The 19,968-nt window shown below is 71.9% G+C and carries 16 protein-coding genes; 9 read left to right on the forward strand and 7 right to left on the reverse strand.

Annotated elements, in window-relative coordinates:
- Nucleotide 1 precedes the first annotated feature (1 nt).
- From ABD285_RS08085 to ABD285_RS08095, 3 genes are read left to right on the forward strand one after another with little or no spacing between them, the layout of a single operon-like run.
- On the forward strand, nucleotides 2-970 hold the full coding sequence (locus tag ABD285_RS08085) for an AAA family ATPase (protein WP_284253058.1): 969 nt from the start codon (nucleotides 2-4) through the stop codon (nucleotides 968-970).
- A complete protein-coding gene (locus ABD285_RS08090; RefSeq protein WP_344201814.1) occupies nucleotides 967-2,256 on the forward strand; it encodes a DUF58 domain-containing protein in 1,290 nt (429 codons plus the stop codon). Before ABD285_RS08085 ends, ABD285_RS08090 begins: the two co-directional genes overlap by 4 nt.
- A complete protein-coding gene (locus ABD285_RS08095) occupies nucleotides 2,253-4,787 on the forward strand; it encodes a transglutaminase-like domain-containing protein (RefSeq protein WP_344201817.1) in 2,535 nt (844 codons plus the stop codon). The genes ABD285_RS08090 and ABD285_RS08095 overlap by 4 nt, the downstream gene beginning before the upstream one ends.
- Before the next feature lie 31 nt (nucleotides 4,788-4,818).
- Here ABD285_RS08095 and ABD285_RS08100 read toward each other — a convergent pair whose 3' ends face one another.
- The 7 genes from ABD285_RS08100 to ABD285_RS08130 form a co-directional block, all read right to left on the reverse strand.
- Complete coding sequence (locus ABD285_RS08100) at nucleotides 4,819-5,601, reverse strand: hypothetical protein (RefSeq protein ID WP_284253054.1); 783 nt, start codon at nucleotides 5,599-5,601, stop codon at nucleotides 4,819-4,821.
- Nucleotides 5,582-6,223: a hypothetical protein gene (locus ABD285_RS08105; protein ID WP_284253053.1), complete on the reverse strand. Its 642-nt coding sequence runs from the start codon at nucleotides 6,221-6,223 to the stop codon at nucleotides 5,582-5,584. The genes ABD285_RS08100 and ABD285_RS08105 overlap by 20 nt, the downstream gene beginning before the upstream one ends.
- Complete coding sequence (locus tag ABD285_RS08110; RefSeq protein WP_284253052.1) at nucleotides 6,220-6,840, reverse strand: hypothetical protein; 621 nt, start codon at nucleotides 6,838-6,840, stop codon at nucleotides 6,220-6,222. The genes ABD285_RS08105 and ABD285_RS08110 overlap by 4 nt, the downstream gene beginning before the upstream one ends.
- 2 nt (nucleotides 6,841-6,842) lie before the next feature.
- Nucleotides 6,843-8,228, reverse strand: coding sequence for a putative T7SS-secreted protein (locus ABD285_RS08115; RefSeq protein ID WP_284253051.1), 1,386 nt, complete (start codon nucleotides 8,226-8,228; stop codon nucleotides 6,843-6,845).
- Entirely contained in the window at nucleotides 8,225-8,554 is a 330-nt protein-coding gene (locus tag ABD285_RS08120) for a hypothetical protein (protein ID WP_284253050.1), read from the reverse strand. Before ABD285_RS08120 ends, ABD285_RS08115 begins: the two co-directional genes overlap by 4 nt.
- Before the next feature lie 80 nt (nucleotides 8,555-8,634).
- The gene (locus tag ABD285_RS08125) at nucleotides 8,635-8,931 is read right to left on the reverse strand and encodes a WXG100 family type VII secretion target (RefSeq protein ID WP_284253049.1); all 297 of its coding nucleotides are present in this window, start codon (nucleotides 8,929-8,931) and stop codon (nucleotides 8,635-8,637) included.
- Between the two features lie 134 nt (nucleotides 8,932-9,065).
- Nucleotides 9,066-13,535 (reverse strand): type VII secretion EssC family protein, encoded by a 4,470-nt coding sequence (locus ABD285_RS08130; RefSeq protein WP_344201827.1) that lies wholly within the window; start codon nucleotides 13,533-13,535, stop codon nucleotides 9,066-9,068.
- Nucleotides 13,536-13,681: 146 nt separating this feature from the next.
- On the opposite strand from ABD285_RS08130, the gene ABD285_RS08135 reads away from it, so the two are divergent.
- From ABD285_RS08135 to ABD285_RS08160, 6 genes are all read left to right on the forward strand, one after another.
- The gene (locus ABD285_RS08135) at nucleotides 13,682-14,230 is read left to right on the forward strand and encodes an FHA domain-containing protein (RefSeq protein WP_284253046.1); all 549 of its coding nucleotides are present in this window, start codon (nucleotides 13,682-13,684) and stop codon (nucleotides 14,228-14,230) included.
- Between the two features lie 453 nt (nucleotides 14,231-14,683).
- Entirely contained in the window at nucleotides 14,684-16,105 is a 1,422-nt protein-coding gene (gene leuC, locus ABD285_RS08140) for a 3-isopropylmalate dehydratase large subunit (protein ID WP_284253045.1), read from the forward strand.
- The gene (gene leuD, locus ABD285_RS08145) at nucleotides 16,105-16,701 is read left to right on the forward strand and encodes a 3-isopropylmalate dehydratase small subunit (RefSeq protein ID WP_284253044.1); all 597 of its coding nucleotides are present in this window, start codon (nucleotides 16,105-16,107) and stop codon (nucleotides 16,699-16,701) included. The genes leuC and leuD overlap by 1 nt, the downstream gene beginning before the upstream one ends.
- A gap of 105 nt (nucleotides 16,702-16,806) precedes the next feature.
- Nucleotides 16,807-18,132 carry a UDP-N-acetylglucosamine 1-carboxyvinyltransferase gene (murA, locus tag ABD285_RS08150; protein ID WP_344202467.1) on the forward strand — a complete coding sequence of 442 codons (1,326 nt, stop codon included), beginning with the start codon at nucleotides 16,807-16,809 and terminating at the stop codon, nucleotides 18,130-18,132.
- A gap of 39 nt (nucleotides 18,133-18,171) precedes the next feature.
- Nucleotides 18,172-18,894 (forward strand): lysophospholipid acyltransferase family protein, encoded by a 723-nt coding sequence (locus ABD285_RS08155; protein ID WP_344201834.1) that lies wholly within the window; start codon nucleotides 18,172-18,174, stop codon nucleotides 18,892-18,894.
- Nucleotides 18,895-18,936: 42 nt separating this feature from the next.
- A complete protein-coding gene (locus ABD285_RS08160; protein WP_284255597.1) occupies nucleotides 18,937-19,968 on the forward strand; it encodes an NAD(P)H-dependent glycerol-3-phosphate dehydrogenase in 1,032 nt (343 codons plus the stop codon).

Genomic DNA, 19,968 nt, shown 5'->3' on the forward strand with positions numbered 1-19,968 from the left:
CATGCCCGTCACCCAGGAGCAGGCGACCTGGTTCGCCGACGCGTTCGGCAAGCTCGTCGACAACATCGACAAGGCGATCCTCGGCAAGCAGCACGTCATCCGGCTCGTGCTCACCGCGCTGCTGAGCGACGGGCACGTGCTGCTGGAGGACTTCCCGGGCACCGGCAAGACGGTGCTCGCCAAGTCGCTCGCGAACACGATCGACGGCACGCACTCGCGCATCCAGTTCACGCCCGACCTGCTGCCCTCGGATGTCACCGGCGTCACGATCTACGACCAGTCCAAGGGCGTGTTCGAGTTCCACAAGGGCCCGATCTTCGCGTCGATCGTGCTCGCCGACGAGATCAACCGCGCATCGCCGAAGACGCAGTCCGCGCTCCTGGAGGTCATGGAGGAGGGCGTCGTCACGGTGGACGGCGTGGGCTATCCCGTGGGCTCGCCGTTCATGGTGATCGCGACGCAGAACCCGATCGAGCAGGCGGGCACGTACACGCTGCCGGAGGCGCAGCTCGACCGGTTCCTCATCAAGACCTCGCTCGGCTACCCGGATGACGCCACCGCGCTCTCGCTGCTGCTCGATCCCGGCGACCGGGCCCGCGCCAACCGGGTGCAGCCGATCATCGCGGCCGCCTCGATCTCGAGCATGAGCCAGCTCGTCGCCGAGGTGCACGTCGAGTCGAGCGTCATGGAGTACGTGAACCGCATCGTCGGGGCCACCCGCACGCGAGAGGACGTCACGCTCGGCGTCAGCATGCGCGGCGCCATGGCGCTCGCGCGCGCGATCAAGACCTGGGCCCTGTCGAAGGGCCGCGCCTACGCGACGCCCGACGACGTGCGCGAGCTCGCGGTGCCGGTGCTCGCGCACCGCGTCATCGTCGACCCCGAGGCGGAGTTCGCCGGCACGACCGGCATCGACGTCATCACGCGCATCGTCGCCGAGATCGAGCCCCCGGCCTACCGCGCCGCATGACCGCCGCCGCCGATCCCGCGCCGCTCGGGCGTGCGTCGCCGTGGACGGCGCGGGCCCGGGCGGCCGGAGACCGGCTGCGCACGGCCGGCCGGATCTCCGCCTACGCCGGACGTCGGGCCCGCACGGTGCTCGCGCCGCGGCTGGCGATCGTCAGCGGCCTGGGCTGGCTCGTGCTCGCGGCCGCGGCAGGCAGCGCCGTCGTCGGGTTCGTCCTGGGCTGGCAGGAGTTCGTCTACCTCGCGATCACGCTGGCGGCCGGGCTCATCCTCGCGGCCGCCTTCGTGTTCGGCCGCGGCAGCTATGACGTGCTGATCGAGCTCACGCCGCGTCGCGTCACCGCGGGCGATCGCGCGCTCGGCCGGATGGTCGTCGCGAACGCAGGTCAGAAGCGCTCGGCGCCCTCGCGGATGGAGCTGCCGGTCGGCGCCGGGCTGGCCGAGTTCGTGATCGGACCGCTGCAGCCCGGAGCCGAGCACGAGGAGCTGTTCGCGATCCCCACCAACCGCCGCGCCGTGATCGTCGCGGGCCCCGCCGTCTCGGTGCGCGGCGACCAGCTGGGACTGCTGCGGCGGGCGCTGCGCTGGACCGACCCCGTCGAGCTGTTCGTGCATCCGGTCACGACGCCGCTGGCTCCGTCGGCGGCCGGCCTCATCCGCGACCTCGAGGGCGAGACGACCAAGACGGTCGTCAACAGCGACATCTCGTTCCACGCGCTGCGGCCCTACCAGCCGGGCGATCCGCTGCGCAACGTGCACTGGCGCACGACCGCGCGCACCGGGCAGCTCATGGTGCGCCAGTTCGAGGAGACCCGCCGCTCGCGGCTGACGATCGTGTTCGACGACGCGAAGACGCATTGGGCCTCCGACGACGAGTTCGAGCTCGGCGTCTCGATCATGGCATCGCTCGCGGGGCAGGTGCTGCGCGACGGCAACCGGGTGAGTGTCGTGAGCGAGGCGCGCGAGCTGCGCACTCGCACGGTCACGACGATGCTCGACGACAGCTGCCGGCTGGAGCGGGTCTCGAGCGCGTTCCGCACGGTGCGGGAGATGGCCCGCGACGTCACCGCGCAGCTGCCCGACCCGAGCGTCGTCATCGTGATCGGGGGATCGCGCACGCCCGTGGGAGGGATCCGGGGGGTGCAGCGCCTGTTCGGGAGCGAGGTGCAGACGCTGGGGTTCCGGGCCGACCCCGGCGGCGCCACCCGCCTCGACGTGATCCGCGGCCTGCGCATCGGCACCGTGGGCGCCCTCGACGACCTCGGACGGCTCGTGCGGAGGCTCTCGTGAGCGCGGCGGGCGCGGAGTCGGGCGAGACCCGGGCGAGCACGCCCCGCAGCGCCGTCGCGCCTGCTGCGACCCGCGCCACCGGCCGGGCCGAGCGCGCCGCGCCGCGAGCGATCACCGCCCGCACCTGGACCGATCTGGCGGTGATCGCCGTGCTCACGGTCATCGGCCTGCTCGGCTTCGGGCCGGCGTTCCGCGATCTCGGCTACCTGCTGGCCGGCGCGGGCGGGCTCCTCGTCGGCGGCGCCGTCGCGGTGCTCGCCGCACGCTACCGGCTCGGGGCGCTCACGACGGTCGCCGTGGCGATCGTCGGCTACTTCCTGTTCGGCAGCGCGTTCAGCATGCCGACGATCGCGCTCGGCGTCGTGCTGCCGACGCTGCAGACCCTCTCGGGTCTGGCCCTCGGCGCCGTGTTCGGCTGGGCGGACGTCGTGACGCTCCGCCCGCCGGTGAGCCTGCCGTTCTACATCGACGTCGTCGCCTACGTGGCCGCGTGGCTCGTCATGCTCGTCGCCGCGACACTCGCCGCCCGGTGGCTCATCACCGGCCGGCGCACCGTGGCCCGGCTCGCGCCGGTGCTCGTCGGGCCGACGATCGTCTACGCGGCGGGCGTGCTGCTCGGCACCGACGAGCCGTATTTCGCGGCGGTGCGCGGTGTCGCCTTCGCCGCCATCTCGCTCATCTGGCTGGGATGGCGGCGCCCGTTCGGCGGCGGCGTGGCCGTCGGCGGGAACCGGATGCTGCTGCGGCGCAAGCTGGCCGGCACCGCGATCCTGGTGGCCGGCGCGATCGCGATCGGCGCGGGCGGGGGGGCGGTGCTCGCGCCCGCGTCCGCGCACCGGTTCGTGCTGCGCGAGCAGGTGCAGCCGCCGTTCGAGCCACTCGACTATCCGGCGCCGCTCGCGGGGTTCCGTCACTACACGAAGGACCTGCACGACACCGACCTGTTCCGGGTCTCCGGCCTGCACTCGGGCCAGAAGCTGCGGATCGCCACGATGGACACCTACGACGGCGTCGTCTGGGGCGTCGCGGGCGCCGAGCAGTCCACCGATGGGTCGGGCGAGTTCCGGCTCATCGGCCGCGACTTCCCCCGACCCACTCCCGGCATCACGAAGGGCGCGACGGCGCTGGATGTCTCGGTGCTCGGCTACTCGGACGTCTGGGTGCCGTCGACCGGCTACACGGGCGCGCTGACGTTCTCGGGGTCGCCGGCGGCGAGCCTCGAGGACGTGCGCTACAACGCCGCGACCGGCACGACGGTGCTCACCTCGAGCCTCCGGAAGGGTCAGCGGTACCGCCTGACCGCGCGGGACCAGCGCCTGCCCTCGGACGCGTCGCTGCAGCACACGCCGGTGGCGTCGATCCAGCTGCCGCCGGTCTCCGACATCCCGGACCCCGTGGGCGCCAAGGCGAGCGACATCACCAAGGACGCGCATTCGCCGATCGACAAGCTGCGCGCGATCGAGAAGTACCTGAAGTCCCACGGATTCCTGAGCCATGGCACGGCCTCCGACCAGTCGCCGTCGCGGGCGGGCGAGGGCGCCGACCGCATGGAGGAGATGATCTCCTCGGCCCACATGGTCGGCGACCAGGAGCAGTACGCGTCCCTCATGGCGCTCATGGCCCGCAGCATGAACGATCCCGCGCGCGTCGTGATGGGCTTCGCCCCCAAGGTGCCGTCGTCGGGCGGCCCGGTCACCGTCACCGGCGACGACGTGACGGCCTGGGTCGAGGTCGACTTCCAGGGAGTCGGATGGATCCCGTTCTTCCCGACCCCGACCGACACCGACGTCCCGCAGCAGCAGCAGCCGAAGCCGCAGTCGGTGCCGCAGCCGCAGGTGCGTCAGCCGCCGCGCACCCAGAACGACCACGACGACCTCGTGACGCCCGTGCAGATCACCGACTCGCACAAGAGGGACGAGGGGCTGTTCGCGCTGCCCGGCTGGGTGATCGGGCTCGCCCTCGGCCTCGTGACCCCGGCGGCGATCGTCTTCCTGCCGATGCTCGTGATCGGGTTGCTCAAGCAGCGCCGGGGCCGGCGTCGGCGGGCTCCCGGCGGCGACCGGGCGGCCGGCGGAGCGTGGGACGAGCTCGTCGACCGCCTGAGCGAGCTCGGCTACCCGCAGCCCGCTCTGCGCGCGACGCGGCTCATGGCGGCGGACGAGCTGGCACCGGCGACGACGCCGACCGTCACGGCGCTCGCCGAGCGCACCGACGACGCGGTGTTCGCGGGCGCCGCCGTGAGCGACGAGCAGGTGGCGGCACTGTGGAGCGAGGTCGACGAGGTGCTGGATGCCGCGGGCACCGCGGCCGGTCGCCGTCGCCGCCTGGTGAGCCGCTACCGGGTCGCGGCGGCCCGGCGCTGGGGCACGCGCGTCGTCGCGACCGCGACGCAGGCGCTGCCGCCCGGGGTCACCGAGCAGGCTGCCGACGTCGGCCGTCAGGCGGCCGCGACGGGACGGCGGATCGGCACCCGCGTCGCCGAGCGGGTTCAGACCGGTGTCAGCCGGGCCGCCCGCCGACCGCGCGACTGAGGGAACCGCCGATTGCGTCCCGGGAGAGACGTCAGACGAGGCTCTCGCCGGATCCGAGCGACTCGCCCGACCGCCAGAACTGGGTGCTCGCGACGATGCCGACGGCGACGAGCACCGCTCCGGCGATCAGCATGACCAGCAGGGCCGTTCCGGCGCCGGTCGCGCTGTCGTCCACGTCCGGCAGGGTGGTGGGGATCAGGCCGAACAGGAACCCGCCGATCCCCGCCGCCCAGATGTCGAGACGCCAGCGGTAGCCGATCCAGCGCCAGAAGACGCGCCCGCGCGCCGGGTCGCCGCCGTGCGGATGACGCGAGGCGCCCGAGCGCCAGACCGCCTTCTTCAGCAGCGAGACCGCGCCCCCGGCCACCGCACCGACCCCGACGGCGCCGTAGACGATCCAGACGGCCGCGAGATCGACGTCGGAGAAGGCGATGGCGGGCAGCACGAGCAGCGCGATCGAGACGAGCGCTCCCAGCACCAGCCAGAGCAGGTGCCAGCCCATCGGCAGCAGCCGGAAGCGGGTGACGATCGATGCGGTGGGGAGCGCCGTCGCGGGAGGAGCCGGATTCGCGCCCCAGCGGCCGCGGCGCAACTGCTCCCCGAGCACGAGGCATCCGGCGGCGACCAGCAGCAGGATGCCGGTCGCGATGCGGGCGAAGTCCGCACCGAGGAGCGTCCCGCCCACGAGCGCGATGAGCGCGAGCAGCGCCGCCACGGCCCCCGTGATCGAGAGGGTCGCCCCGGACCGCCGGTTCGACGCGGCCACGCGGGCGCGCCGCTCGGCCAGCTCGGCGTCAGACGGCCGGCGCGTCATCGAGAACGGCGATCGGCTCGGCCCAGGTGAGCGAGTCGACGATCTGATCGAAGAGCGCGGCCCACAGCTCCGGGTCGGCCATCATCGGGGTCGAGATGGTGAACTCCAGCAGGCGCGACGCGTCCGGGTATGGGATGCGGAACTGCGCGCGCATCGTCGGCGTCGACTGCGAGCCGATCTCCTGCGTGCCGAACTCGATGGTGCGCGCCGCGGGCCCCATCCGATGGGCGACGACCTCGGCGTCCGGGAATCCGGTTCGCAGCGCCTCCTCGATGCCGAGGGCGCGATCCGTCGCGGTGGGCGGCCACGCGACGTCGCCGCCGAGAATGGCGGCCGGGAAGGGCACGTCGGGCAGGATCTCCAGCGCCAGGTACATCGACGCGCAGCCGGCCTCCCGCGCGCGGCGCGCGGTCTCGTGCACCTGTTCCGTCACCTCACGGCGCTGACGGGCCAGCCGGTCGGCGCGGCCCATCTGCTTGCGCACGAGGGCCGTCACGCGACGCTTCACGTCCTCCTCGTCGCCGAGTGCGAACGCGAACCAGGCACCGGGCAGGATCAGCGTGTAGCCGCCGCCCGGCGCGGGAACCGATCGCACGTCGGCGGCGGATTCCTTCTCGCTCATGCCTCGCCCTCCAGCCGCACGTGGAGATTCAGCACGATCGACTGGGTCTGCTCCGGCATGTTCTCGAAGGAGCCCAGCCCCTGCGCCGAGAAGATGAACTGCACGGCCTGCGCCGCCCCGGGCGGATAGACCGCGATGACGACGCGCTCCTCGAGCAGCGAGCCTTCCGCGTCGTCCGCCTCCGGATGCGCCACCAGGTTGTGCGAGGCGACGACCTCGCCGGCCGGCACCGCGGACCGCCAGGTGCTCACGTTGTAGTAGAACTCGCCGTCCGTGGTGCGGTTCGCGTACGAGGCGAGGAAGCGCTCGTACTGGTCCGGCATCCCGATCTCGTCGAGCTCGGCCATCGCGAACACCATCGCCGCGTCCGCGTGCCCGCTCTCGGGCTCGCCGACCCAGACGGCGGCGCGGATGAGCGGGTCGTCCATGCCCACGAAGGCCGCGCGGGCCGACTCGAGCTCGCCGGTCAGGCGGGTCGCCGCATCCGGATCGTCGGTCAGGGAGGCGGCGAGCTCGCCCGGCCAGCTGCGGCCGCTGTCGTCGAGCGGCATCGGATACCACTCCTCGGGGAGCCCGAGGCGGAAGTCGGCGATGTCGCGAAGGGCTGCGGCGGGCATGATCACATCTTCCCGACGAAGTCCTTGACGTTGCCCGCGAGCTCGGGCACCTTGCTGTAGCTGCCGCCGGCGAAGCCGGCGCCGTCCTTGATCAGGGTGATCGGATCGTGCGCGCCGAGGTCCTTGCCGAGGCCCATGATCTTGTTCTCGGTCGTGTACATCTGGAAGCCGGTGAGGGCGACGGCCTTGGCCTTCATGCCGGTCGTGACGACGACGCGCGAGTCCTTCGCCATGTGCGCGGCCGAGAGCAGATCCTTGTTGAGCCCCGCCGCACCCTTCCAGTCGAAGGAGGGCTTGGGGAACGCGTTCTTGGCCGCCTTGCCCATGGCCTGGGTGAACGTGTACTCGCCCTTCTGGAACTTGCTCATGATGGCGAAGTCGTTACCCGAGCGGCGGAAGGGCTGTCGGAAGGCGTCGGTGAGCGGCTTGCGCACCGCCTTGCGCGCCGCCTTGAAGCTCATGAACTCCTTGCTGCCCTTGGTGACGCCCTGCAGCTCGCGCAGCTCCTTCGAGCCCTTCAGGCCGGTGGACAGGATCATCGAGCCCTTGAGCTCCTTGGCGGCCATCGCGAACAGCTTGCCGCCGAAGATCGTCAGCACGCACATGGCGGCGGCGCCCAGCACGGCCCACCAGGAGCCGTTGCCCTGCACCGCGGCGACGATCGACTCGACCAGCGTGATGAGCGCGCCGATTGCGGCGAGCACGAGCAGGATCTGGCCGAAGATCGGGATCCAGCCGAGGAAGATCGACAGGAATCCGGCCACGTCGCAGATGAACTTGACGACGTTCAGGATCTTGCTGCCCCAGTTGTCCCACCAGGAGTCCTTCAGGCCGTGCTCTTTCTTGCCGGAGACGACCTCCTTGATGAGCCCGATGGCCTTGTCCGCCGCGGTGTTCTTGAGGTTCTCGGCGTCGTGCCACTTCTGCTGGGCGGCGCGCAGGGCGCCGTCGGCATCCCCGGCCGCATCCGACGCCTGGGAGGCGGCCGTGGTCTTGTCGGACTTGTCGGCGTCGCTCGCGTCGTCGGCGTCCTGCTGGGCGGTCCGCGCGGCGGTGTGCGCGTGGTCGGCGTCCTGCTGCTTCTGCTCGATGTCGGGGATGGCGCGGTTCGCGTCCTCCTGAGCGGTGCGCAGCGACGACGCGTACTCGAGCAGGGCATCCGCGGTCTGCTGATAGCGGTCGTGGGCCTTGTCGATGTCGTCGGCGACGTCGTGCGCGGAACTGCGGACGGCGTCGACGGCCTTGCTCTTCATCGTGTCTTCGTCGTGGATCTTGCGCAGCGTGATCACGGAGCGCGCGATGGCCTCGCCGATGTGCTTGTAGTGGAGCGCCTTGGTGCGCAGCAGGTCCGGGTCGCCCTTCAGCGGCTTGTACTCGGTGTCGCTCATTTCGCGCCTCCGATCTTCTGCTTCTGCTGCTCGGTGTGGGCGTCCTCGAGGGCCTTGGCGAGTTTGCTGTCGACGGTGGTGAAGCCGTCGGTGATCGCGCTGATCTGCTTCTGCAACGCGTCGACGTTGGCGGTCATCTTCTTGCGCTTGTCGTTCCACTTGTGCGCGAAGTCGCGCACGCTGTCGTGGAGGGCGTCGTGGCCGGTGGCGTCGGCGACGTCGTCGCTGAAGTCGTCGGCGTCGGTGAACTCCTTGACGATCGCGTCGAGGTCCTTCTTGAGCTGCTTCAGCAGCGGGAGGTCGACGGAGAGGTCGGGGCCGGCCATGCGACGTTTCCTTTCTGGGTGGTGCAGTGACGTGGCGGACGGGTGCGGGGGCGACGGATGCCGGCGCCCCCGCGCGCGGCTCAGCCGCCGATGCCCTTGGCGAGCTGCTGGTCGACGTTCTGGAGGGCGTCGGCCGCCTTGGTCAGGAACTGGCTCATGCCGTCCAGGCCGTTGACGGCGTCGGTGGTGCCCTTGGTGAACTGCTCGTACGACGAGTGGAACGCGCCCGAGGCGGAGTCGGTCACGAAGCCGCCGTTGACGAGGTTGTTCACCAGCGTCTGCAGCTCGTGAAGCTTCGCGGTGATGTCGTCCTTGCCGGAGATGAGGCGGTTCGCCGCGTCGGTCATCTCCCCGTAGGTGACGTTCATGTTGGCCATGAGGGGTATCCCTTTCGGTAGTGGAGTCGGGCCGGGAATCGACCGCGTCTTGATGCCTTCGACGCTAACCCGGATGAGAAGGGCTCGGAATGGGGAGGACTCCCCATCGGCCCCGTCACCGGCTTCCGGGCAGGTCAGGAGGGCAGCGGCAGCTGCACCCGCGCGAACCTGCCCCGCGCGATGTAGACGCCCCGCCCCGGCGGGAACTCGTTCTTCTGCAGCCGGGGCAGGGCCGTCTTCAGCAGGATGTCGCCGTCGATCGAGTCGGGCTGCAGCAGCAGGCCGCGGCGCCCGTTCTTGAACTCGCCCATGAGCGGCCAGGACGATCCCCACGCGGAGGTCTCGGCCTCGGCGACCACGAGGTGCTCCGACTTCTTCGCCGCCTTGGCCAGCTCGACGATGGGCCCGTCCGCCGACGACTGCAGGAACTCGCCGAGCGACTCGATCACGACCGCGATCCGCCCCTCGGTGTCGTCGTCGGTCATGGCCTGCGCGAGCGCGCGGGCGAGCTCGGCCGCCTCCTCGGGCCTCGTCGCCGTCTCGACCCACTCGAGCGCCGCCGCGACCGGAGAGCGCCTGGACCCGATGTAGTACAGCCGGGTCTCCGGATCGAAGCGCTCGAGCGCCTGCGCGATCGAGATGAGCGACGTCGTGCGCCCGGAGGCCGGCGGCCCCGCGACGAGCACCGTGCCGCTCGGCTCGAACGGGTACGGGCCGAGATCGAGGTCGCTGATGCCGAGCACCGGGCTGCCGCCGAGCGTCGCCGGCAGTTGCGCCGCCGTGTACTCGGCGGGGAGCGAGCCGATGCCGGGTGCGGGCGTGACGCCGGCTCGGCGCATGGCCTCGCCGAGCTCCTTCATCGCGGCGGACTGATCGGCGACGATCGGGCTGCCGCCGAGCACCGCGATCTGGGTCTCCTCGCGATCGACGATGGCCCGCCCGGGCGCCGATGCGGGGGAGAGGATGTCGTTCGGCACGTCCAGCATCCCGTAGCTGTCGTCGGCCAGCCGCAGCACCACGCGGCGCTGGATGCTCGACGAGATCGAGGTCGGCACCGCGCCCGGCCGGTCGGCCGTGAGCGCCACGTGGATGCCGAGCTGACGCCCGTCGCCCAGGATGTCGCGGAAGACGTCGTACCACTGCGATCTCCCGGCGGGGATCTCGAAGTCCTCGCGGAAGTTGGGGAACCCGTCGATGAGCAGCAGGATGCGCGGGCGCCCGGCCTCGCCGGAGAGCGTGCGGTACTCGGTGATGTTCGCGGCGTTGCTGCCCGCGAACAACGGCCCGCGCTCCTCGAGCTCGTTCTTCAGCATCCGGAACAGCCGCACGACGCGCTCCGCGTCCTCGCCGGGGATCACGGCGCCTACGTGCGGGAGGTTCTCGAGCATCCGGAGGCTGCCCGAGCCGAAGTCGAGCGCATAGACCTGCACCGGCCCGCCGCGCGGCGTGATCGCCCCCGCGGCGGCGAGGGTGCGCAGCACCGTCGACTTGCCCGAGCCGCCCGTGCCGTAGATCGCGAGGTGGCCGTCGACGTCCGGCGTGAAGTAGACGGGCTGCTGCACCTGCAGGTCCGGCAGGTCGGTGACCCCGAGCAGGAGCTCGGCGTCGGTGCGCTGATGCAGCCGCGCCAGGTCGTACACCGAGGCGAGCTCGTCGAGCCACGGACGCCGGGGCGCCGGGATGGCCGCGGCGCCCGCCGCCTGGATCATCCGCGCGACGAGCCGCTGCTGGTCGGTCGGGCCGAGGTCGCGCTCCTCCTCCGGGGCCTCGCGGCGCGGCTCCTCCCAGCGCACCTCGCCGCCGAAGCGCAGCTCCGTGATCTCGACGTTGGCCTGCTCCGGTTCGCGGCTCGTCCAGCCGCCGGCGTAGGCGGACTGGAACATCGTGAGGCGGCCGGGGCCCGTCTTGGCCAGGCCGCGCCCGGGCAGGCCGGGGTCGAAGCCGCCCGCGTCCTTCGTGCCGACGACATCCTCGCTGTCGGACTCGTCGGCCATGCGCAGCGCCACCCGCATGTTGGTGTTCGCGCGCAGGTTGTCCTTGATGACGCCCGCCGGCCGCTGCGTCGCCATGATCAGGTGGATGCCGAGCGAGCGACCGCGCTGGGCGATGTCGACGACACCGTCGACGAACTCCGGCACCTCACCCGCGAGCGCCGCGAACTCGTCGATGACGAGCACGAGCGCGGGCGGGCTGTCGGGGTCGCCGCGGCGCTCGAGTTCGAGCAGGTCCTTGGCCTTCTTGCGGTTGAGCAGGTGCTCGCGGTGGTGCAGCTCGGCGCGCAGGCTGGTGAGCGCGCGCCGCACGAGGTGCGGGCTCAGGTCGGTCACGAGCCCCACGCAGTGCGGCAGCGTCACGCAGTCGGCGAACGCCGAGCCGCCCTTGTAGTCGACGAAGAGGAAGGTCACCCGGTCGGGGCTGTACTCGGCGGCCATGCCGAGCACCCAGGCCTGCAGGAACTCCGACTTGCCGGCGCCGGTCGTGCCGCCGACGAGGGCGTGCGGACCCTGTGTGCGCAGGTCGAGGTGCATGGCGTCGACGCCCGCGGAGCCGATGATCGCGCGCAGCTTGCCGGGGCGGCGCTTACGGGGCACGAGGCCGGGAGTGCGGTCGTGGATCGACTCGTTCTGCCGCCAGCGGTCGATGACGGCGTCGCTGGACTCGACGAGCTCGTGGCCGAGGAGCGTCACGAGGGAGACGGTGCGCGGCAGGTCGCTCGAGTCGGCGACCACCGCTCCCGCATCGATGACCGGCGCGAGCCGGCGCGCGTAGTCGAGCGCCGCCGTCCCGGTGACGCGCTCTGCGTTCACGCCTTCGATGGTCTCCCCGAGCCGCACCAGCCCGACGCGCGCGGTGTCGCCGTCGAGGGCGACGAACGTGCGGCACACGGCGGGCAGCGCCTCGACGTCGCGCGCCATCCAGATCGGGAACACGCCCGCGTCGGCCGCCTGCTCGGCGAGCTGCACGAGCCGGCCGCGGTCGACCGGCACGTCGTCGGAGATGACCAGGATGACGGCGGGGATCGGCGACTCGGTGCCCTGCCCCGTCTCGTGCCCGACCTTCGCCCCGCGCTCGAGCGCGAGCTCGTCCTGCTCGGCCGCCCCGCGGCGCCGGGCCTCGAGCTTCGCGAGGCGCGACGCGATGAGACCCTCGACGCTCGAGACGAGCTGGGCGGCGCTCGCCGGGCTGTCGGCGAGCTGCACGCCGTCGAGCGGACTCTGCGGGGATGCCGTGTGCGGCAGCCACTTGAGCCAGTCCAGCTGCGCCGACCAGGCGGGGGTGATGGCGGCGGCCACCACGACCTCGGACGGCGAGTGCAGCCCGGTCAGCTGCACGAGGATCGCGTTGGCGGCCTCGGCCGCCGCGGCCCCGTCGCCGGCGATGCCGAGCGCACCCGCATCGTGCAGGTTGTCCACGATGGGCACGTCGGCGACCTCGCGATTGGCCGCGAGCACCTCGTCGAAGCGCTCCTGGTAATCCGGCAGCGCCGTCGGCTTGCGGTCCTCCTGGATCGAGTTGCGGGAGGACATCCTCCCGATCCCCAGCCGCACGTTGAGGAACGACCAGTGCTCCGGCCGCCGGGTCCAGAGCAGCGGGCCCCGGCGGGTCGCCGCATCGAGCACCTCGGCGGTCGCGGGGGCCTCGCGCAGGCGCTGGTCGCGCTCGCGGACGCGCTCGGTCTCCATGTCGGCCGTGAGCTTCGTCAGGTGCTCGTCGAAGCGCGCCTTGTCGCGCTTCTGCTTGCCGCGCCGGGTGAAGAGCTGGCTCACGTAGTTGCCGATCATGAGGATCGGCGACAGCGCGACGTAGATGAGCGAGGTGGGGTTCTGGCTCACCACGAACATCACGGCGCCCATGCCGAGCGGGGCGACCATCGCGACGTACGGGAACGGCGGGTTGACGACCTCCTCCGGCACGGCGGGCCCGGTGTACGCCTGCCCGGCGTACCGCGGCTCGACGACGGGGGAGCGGTTGAAGAACACGGGGCCGGCGGTCGAGGCGACCTCGCCGCCGCCGAGGCGGCTGATCTCGAGCTCGGTGTCGCCGATCACCGCGGTGACCGCGTCCTCGACGACGAGGCGACCGGAGAGACCGCCGTCGACGAGCACGCCGTTGGCCGAGCCGAGATCGATGACCTCGACCGACGATCCGAGCTCGAGGCGTGCGTGCCGCTTCGACACCAACGGGTCGTCCGCGAGCACGATGTCGCAGTCCGGGTCGCGGCCGATGACGACGGTGCCCGGGGCCAGGTCGATGCTGCGGCCCGCCTGCCCGCCGCTCAGGATCCGCACCCGCGCGACCGGCGGACGGTTCGGCGCCGCGGTCGGGCGCACGGCGCCGTCCACGATCTCGATGCTGGCGCCGGAGCCGATCCAGGCCTCGCCGACCGGGGCGTCCGGGGGCAGCACCACAGGGGTCCCGGTGCCGGGCAGCTCGGCGCGCAGCGTACGCACGCCCGCGGGTGCGGTCGCGGGCGTGCCGGCGTGCGCCGGATCGACCCGCTCGATCGCGGCAGCGACCTCGGCGATGCTCGCTCCGGCGTCCGTGGTGACGACGATGTCCGCATCGTGACCGCCGCCGCGTCGCAGTGTCAGCTTGAGTCGCACGCGCGCCCCTCCCTCGCAGACCGGAACGATCCTCGCATGAGCCGTCGGCGAGGCCGCCCTCCATCCCATCCCCTCCCGCTCCCGGACGACATGGGCAGCGGTCCCCATGCCGGATAGGGTGGGACGGTCGGAGAGGGGGAGCGCCGATGACCGACGAGCCGTTCCTCATCACCCCGCCGCCCGGGCTGCTGCCGCCGCCGCGCGAGCCCGCTCCGGATGCCGTCCCCGTGACGACCGCATCGGAGACCGTCCGCCTGGGCGGGGCCGGCATCCCCGTGCAGCCGCCCGTGGCACCGGTGACCGCACCGACCGCGGCGTCGGCGCCCGTCGTGTCGGTGCCCGCTCCGTCGGCGGCGGCGACGCCCGGCGCGTGGTTCGTGCGTCTGGCCGACGGCACGGAGCACGAGCTCGGGAACGACGGCGTCGTGCTCGGCCGCAACCCCTCGGCGCCGTCCGCCCGGCCCGCCGCCGTCCCGGTCAGGGTCGACGACCCGGGCCGATCGGTGTCGAAGACGCACGCCGCGATCGTGCCGGAGGGCGACCGCGTGCGCGTGCTCGACCTCCGCTCGACGAACGGCGTCGCGGTGACCCCGCCCGACGGCGAGGCGACGGTCGTGCCCGCCGACGGGCTGCTCGCGGTCGCCGGCAGCGTCGTCGCCCTCGGGGACTATCCCATCGCGCTCGCCCGCCGCTGAGCCCCCCGCCCGCCCGCATCCGCCCCTAGCTGCCCCGCCACTCGCAGCCCCGGGTCGCCGGCATCCAGCCCCAGGTCGCCGGCATCCCCCGCCCCAGGTCGCCGGCATCCCCCGCCCCAGGTCGCCGGCATCCCCCGCGGCTGTCAAAAGTTCAGGACGGAACCGGCGCGTCGGTCACGCAGAGGTCGCGGCGCGCGACCGGTTCCTGCACTTTCGACCGGGTCGGGTCGGGGCGGAGAGCGGGAGCGGATTGAGCGGCACGAGGCGCAGCGGTACGGGGCGCAGCGGCACGGGCGCAGCGGAGTCGCCTTCCGCCGCGGTGGTACCCTGCTGGTGATGCGTCATCAGCTCCTCCTTCGTCGCCGCGACGAGGCCTAGCACCCGGCCTCCCTCGTCGCGGAGTCGACCGTGGGCCGGATCACCCGGAGTAGCACGGAACAACGGAGTAGAGCCATGAGCGGCAGGACCCTGGCGGAGAAGGTCTGGTCGGACCACCTGGTCAGCAAGGGCGACAACGGCGAGCCGGACCTCGTCTACATCGACCTCCACCTCGTCCACGAGGTGACGAGCCCGCAGGCCTTCGACGGCCTGCGCGCGGAGGGCCGGCCGGTGCGGCGCCCCGACCTCACGATCGCGACCGAGGACCACAACACGCCGACGCTCGCGATCGACCGGCCCATCGCCGACGTCACGAGCCGCACGCAGATCGAGACCCTGCGGCGCAACTGCGAGGAGTTCGGCATCCGGCTGCATCCGCTCGGCGACATCGAGCAGGGCATCGTGCACGTCGTCGGCCCGCAGCTCGGGCTCACCATGCCGGGCATCACCGTGGTCTGCGGCGATTCGCACACGTCGACGCACGGCGCGTTCGGGGCGATGGCGTTCGGCATCGGCACGAGCGAGGTCGAGCACGTGCTCGCCACCCAGACGCTGCCGCTCACGCCGTTCAAGACCATGGCGATCACGGTCGAGGGCGAACTGCGGCCCGGCGTGACGGCGAAGGACATCATCCTCGCGGTCATCGCGAAGATCGGCACCGGCGGCGGGCAGGGCTACGTGCTCGAGTACCGCGGCAGCGCCATCCGGAACCTGTCGATGGACGGCCGGATGACGATCTGCAACATGTCAATCGAGGCGGGCGCCCGGGCGGGCATGGTCGCACCCGACCAGACCACCTACGACTACCTGAAGGGGCGCCCGAACGCGCCGCGGGGCGAGGACTGGGATGCGGCAGTCGCCTACTGGGAGACGCTGCGCACCGACGACGACGCCGTGTTCGACGCCGAGGTGTTCCTGGACGCGAACGAGCTCGAGCCGTTCGTGACGTGGGGCACCAACCCCGGCCAGGGCGTGCCGCTGAACGGCACGGTGCCCTCGCCCGACGAGTACGCCGACCCCAACAACCGCGCCGCCGCCGAGCGCGCGCTGGAGTATATGGACCTCGAGGCCGGCACGGCGATGAAGGACATCCGCGTCGACGCGGTCTTCATGGGCTCCTGCACCAACAGCCGGCTGGACGATCTGCGCGCGTTCGCCGAGCTCATCAAGGGCCGCAAGAAGGCGGAGCACGTGCGCGTCATGGTCGTGCCCGGCTCCGCGCGGGTGCGGCTCGAGGCCGAGGCCGAGGGCATCGACAAGATCGTCGAGGAGTTCGGCGGCGAGTGGCGCTTCGCCGGCTGCTCGATGTGCCTCGGCATGAACCCCGACCAGCTCGCGCCGGGGGAGCGCTGCGCCTCCACGAGCAACCGCAACTTCGAGGGCCGGCAGGGCAAGGGCGGGCGCACCCACCTGGTGTCGCCGGTCGTCGCGGCGGCCACGGCGATCCGGGGCACGTTGTCGGCGCCGTCCGACATCCAGGCGGAGGTGCTGGCGTAATGGAGAAGGTCACGCAGATCACGGGCGTCGCGGTGCCGTTCCGCTACAGCAACGTCGACACCGATCAGATCATCCCGGCCGTCTACCTCAAGCGGGTCACCAAGACCGGCTACGACGACGCGTTGTTCGTCAACTGGCGTCAGGACCCGGAGTTCATCCTCAACCGGGCGGCGTACCAGGGTGCGAAGATCCTCATCGCGGGCCAGGACTTCGGCATCGGCTCGAGCCGTGAGCACGCCGTGTGGGCGCTGCGCGACTACGGCTTCCGCGCGGTCATCGCGCCGCGGTTCGGCGACATCTTCCGCGGCAACTCCGGCAAGCAGGGCTTGCTCACCGGCGTGGTGTCGGAGGCCGAGATCGAGCGCATCTGGCAGGCGCTCGAGGCCGAGCCGGGGCGGGATGCCACGGTCGACCTGGAGGCCCGCACGATCGCGGTCGGCGACCTCGTCATCCCGTTCGAGATCGACGACTACACCCGCTGGCGCCTGCTCGAGGGCCTCGACGACATCGGCCTCACGCTGCGCGACGAGGACGCCATCACGGCGTTCGAGGCGCGTCGCGAGGCCTGGCGCCCGACGACGCTGCCCGTGCGCTGAGGCGGCTGGGCGACCCCGCGATCCTCAGGGGTCGCGGGCTACACTCGCGAGGTGGATACGGTCACGGCGGGGCTCGCCAAGGACGCCCAGAAGGCGGGAGAGCGCGTGGGACTCAAAGCGGACTCGATCGTCATCGAGGGCGGCAAGCCGTTGCGCGGGCGCATCGAGGTACGCGGCGCCAAGAACCTCGCCACCAAGGCGATGGTCGCCTCCCTGCTCGGTGACACGCCGAGCCTGCTGCAGGACGTGCCCGAGATCAGCGACGTCGACGTGGTCTCGCGCATGCTCGACGCCTACGGGGTGGCCGTCACGAGCCCGGCGCCCGGCGAGCTGCTGCTCGACCCGGTCAACGTGGCGCGCAGTCACTTCGAGACGATCGATGCGCTCGCCGGCAGCAGCCGCATCCCGATCCTGTTCTGCGGGCCGCTCCTGCACCGCCTGGGCGAGGCCCTCATCCCGGACCTCGGCGGCTGCCGCATCGGCGATCGGCCCATCGACTTCCACATGGATGCCCTGCGCGCGTTCGGCGCGATCGTCGACAAGTCGTACGAGGGCATCCGGATCACCGCACCGGACGGGCTGCGCGGTGCGAACATCGAGCTGCCGTTCCCGAGCGTCGGCGCCACCGAGCAGGTGCTGCTCACCGCCGTCAAGGCCAAGGGCGTCACGGAGCTGAAGAACGCCGCCATCGAGCCCGAGATCATGGACCTCATCGCGGTGCTGCAGAAGATGGGCGCCATCATCTGGACCGAGGCGAACCGCACGATCTTCATCGAGGGCGTCGACCAGCTCTCGGGCTACACGCACCGGGCGATCTCGGATCGCAACGAGGCCGCCAGCTGGGCGGCGGCGGCGCTCGTGACCCGCGGCGACATCTTCGTCGGCGGCGCGAAGCAGCAGGACCTGATGACGTTCCTCAACGTCTTCCGCAAGGTCGGCGGCGCGTTCGACGTGCGCGAGGACGGCATCCGGTTCTGGCATCCGGGCGGAGCGCTCAAGCCCGTGCAGGTCGAGACCGACGTGCACCCCGGGTTCATGACGGACTGGCAGCAGCCGCTCATCGTCGCGCTCACCCAGGCCGAGGGCGTCTCGGTCGTGCACGAGACGGTGTACGAGAACCGCTTCGGCTTCACGGATGCGCTGAACGACATGGGCGCGGACATCGTCGTGCACCGCGACGGCCTCGAGTCGGTCACCCGGCGCGTGCCGCGGCGCAAGCTCGAGCAGGCCGCCGTCGTCACGGGCCCGACCCCGCTGCACGGCGCCGAGGTGCGGGTGCCGGACCTCCGCGGCGGCTTCAGCTACCTCATCGCCGCCCTCGCAGCGCAGGGGCGTTCGCGCGTGAGCAACATCGGCATCATCAGTCGCGGCTACGAGCACTTCGTCGAGAAGCTCGAGGCGCTCGGCGCGGACTTCACCCTGGAGGCGTGAGTGGCGTCGACCTCTGACCGCTGGAACATCGGATGGAGGGTGGCTCAGCTGGTCGCCGTCCCGCTCGCCCGGCTGCTGATCGGCACGCGGGTCACCGGCGCGGAGAAGATCCCATCGACCGGGCCGTTCATCGTCGTTCCGAACCACTTCTCCGATGTCGACCCGATCGTCGTCGGCGTCGCGGTCTGGAGGGGGCGGCGCTTCCCGCACTTCCTCGCGAAGGAGAGCATCTTCCGGGTGCCGGTGGTGGGCTGGTTCATGCGGGCGACCCACATGGTGCCCGTGCTGCGCGGCAAGCGCGGCGGCGCCGACCCGCTCGCCGCGGCGCGCGCGCTGCTCGCCGAGGACGGCGGCATCGTGCTGTACCCGGAGGGCACCCTCACCCGCGACCCCGAGCTCTGGCCGATGCGCGGCAAGACCGGCGCCGCCCGGCTGGCGCTGCAGACCGGCGCCCCCGTCATCCCGTGCTCGCACTGGGGGGATCAGAAGATCGCGCCGCGCTGGCAGCACAAGCTCAGATTCTTCCCGCGCACGACCGTCGACGTGGTGTTCGGCGACCCCGTCGACCTGAGCGCGTGGCTCGGCGGCCCGCTCGTCGGCTCGGCGATCAATGCGACCACGGATGCGATCATGGCCGCGATCACGGAGCTGGCCGAGCAGCAGCGCGGCGAGACCGCACCGGCCGAGCGCTGGGATCCGGCCGCGCACGGGCAGTCGGAGTTCGGCCGCGAGAACACGACGGGCACGATCAGCCCGAGCTGAGCCTGCTCCTCGACTCGCGCGGGGCAGAATGTCCAGGTGACGATGACGCAGCCGCTGCAGCTGCCGCCGCCCGGGATGCGCCGCGTCGCCGTTCTGGGCGCCGGATCGTGGGGCACGACGTTCGCGAAGGTGCTCGCCGACGGGGGCTCGAGCGTCGCGCTCTGGGCACGTCGTCCCGAGCTCGCGCGGGAGATCCGGGAGTCGCGCCGCAACTCCGACTACCTGCCCGGGATCAACCTGCCCCGCGGCATCGTCGCGAGCCCGCGCCTCGAGGAGGTCATGTTCGGGGCCGAGCAGGTCTACCTGAGCGTGCCGAGCCAGACCCTGCGCGAGAACCTGCGTGCGGTGCGCGAGCTGATCCCCGACGGGGCGATCGTCGTCTCGCTCATGAAGGGGCTCGAGATGCAGACCCGGCACCGGATGAGCGAGGTGATCCTGCAGGAGCTGGGCGGCGATCCGGACCGCATCGCCGTCGTCTCGGGTCCGAACCTCGCCCTCGAGATCGCCAAGGAGCAGCCGACCGCCGCCGTCGTCGCGTCGCGCAGCCTCGAGACGGCCGAGGAGATCGCGCGCGCCGCCACTAACCCGTACTTCCGCAGCTTCGTCAACACCGACGTCACCGGCACCGAGTTCGGCGGCGTGCTCAAGAATCTGATCGCGGTCGCGATCGGCATCGTCGACGGCGTCGGCTACGGCGAGAACACCAAGGCCTCGATCATCACGCGGGGTCTCGTCGAGATGACGGACTTCGCGGTCGCCCACGGCGCCCTGCCGGAGACGATGACGGGTCTCGCCGGCCTCGGCGACCTCATCGCGACGTGCGAGTCGCCGCTGTCGCGCAACAACACCGCGGGCCGGCTGCTCGGCCAGGGCTACGCCTTCCGCGAGGTCATCCAGCAGATGAACCAGACCGCGGAGGGGCTCTCGTCGGTCGCACCGGTGCTCGAGCTGGCCGAGGCGCGGGGCATCGGGATGCCGATCGTCAGCCAGGTCGCGCAGGTGCTCGCCGGTACGCTGAATCCGCGCGACATCGCTCCGCACCTCACCACCGACGACACGCCGCAGGGCGAGTAG

It is taken from the genome of Pseudolysinimonas kribbensis, assembly GCF_039531715.1.
Classification (GTDB): domain Bacteria; phylum Actinomycetota; class Actinomycetes; order Actinomycetales; family Microbacteriaceae; genus Pseudolysinimonas; species Pseudolysinimonas kribbensis.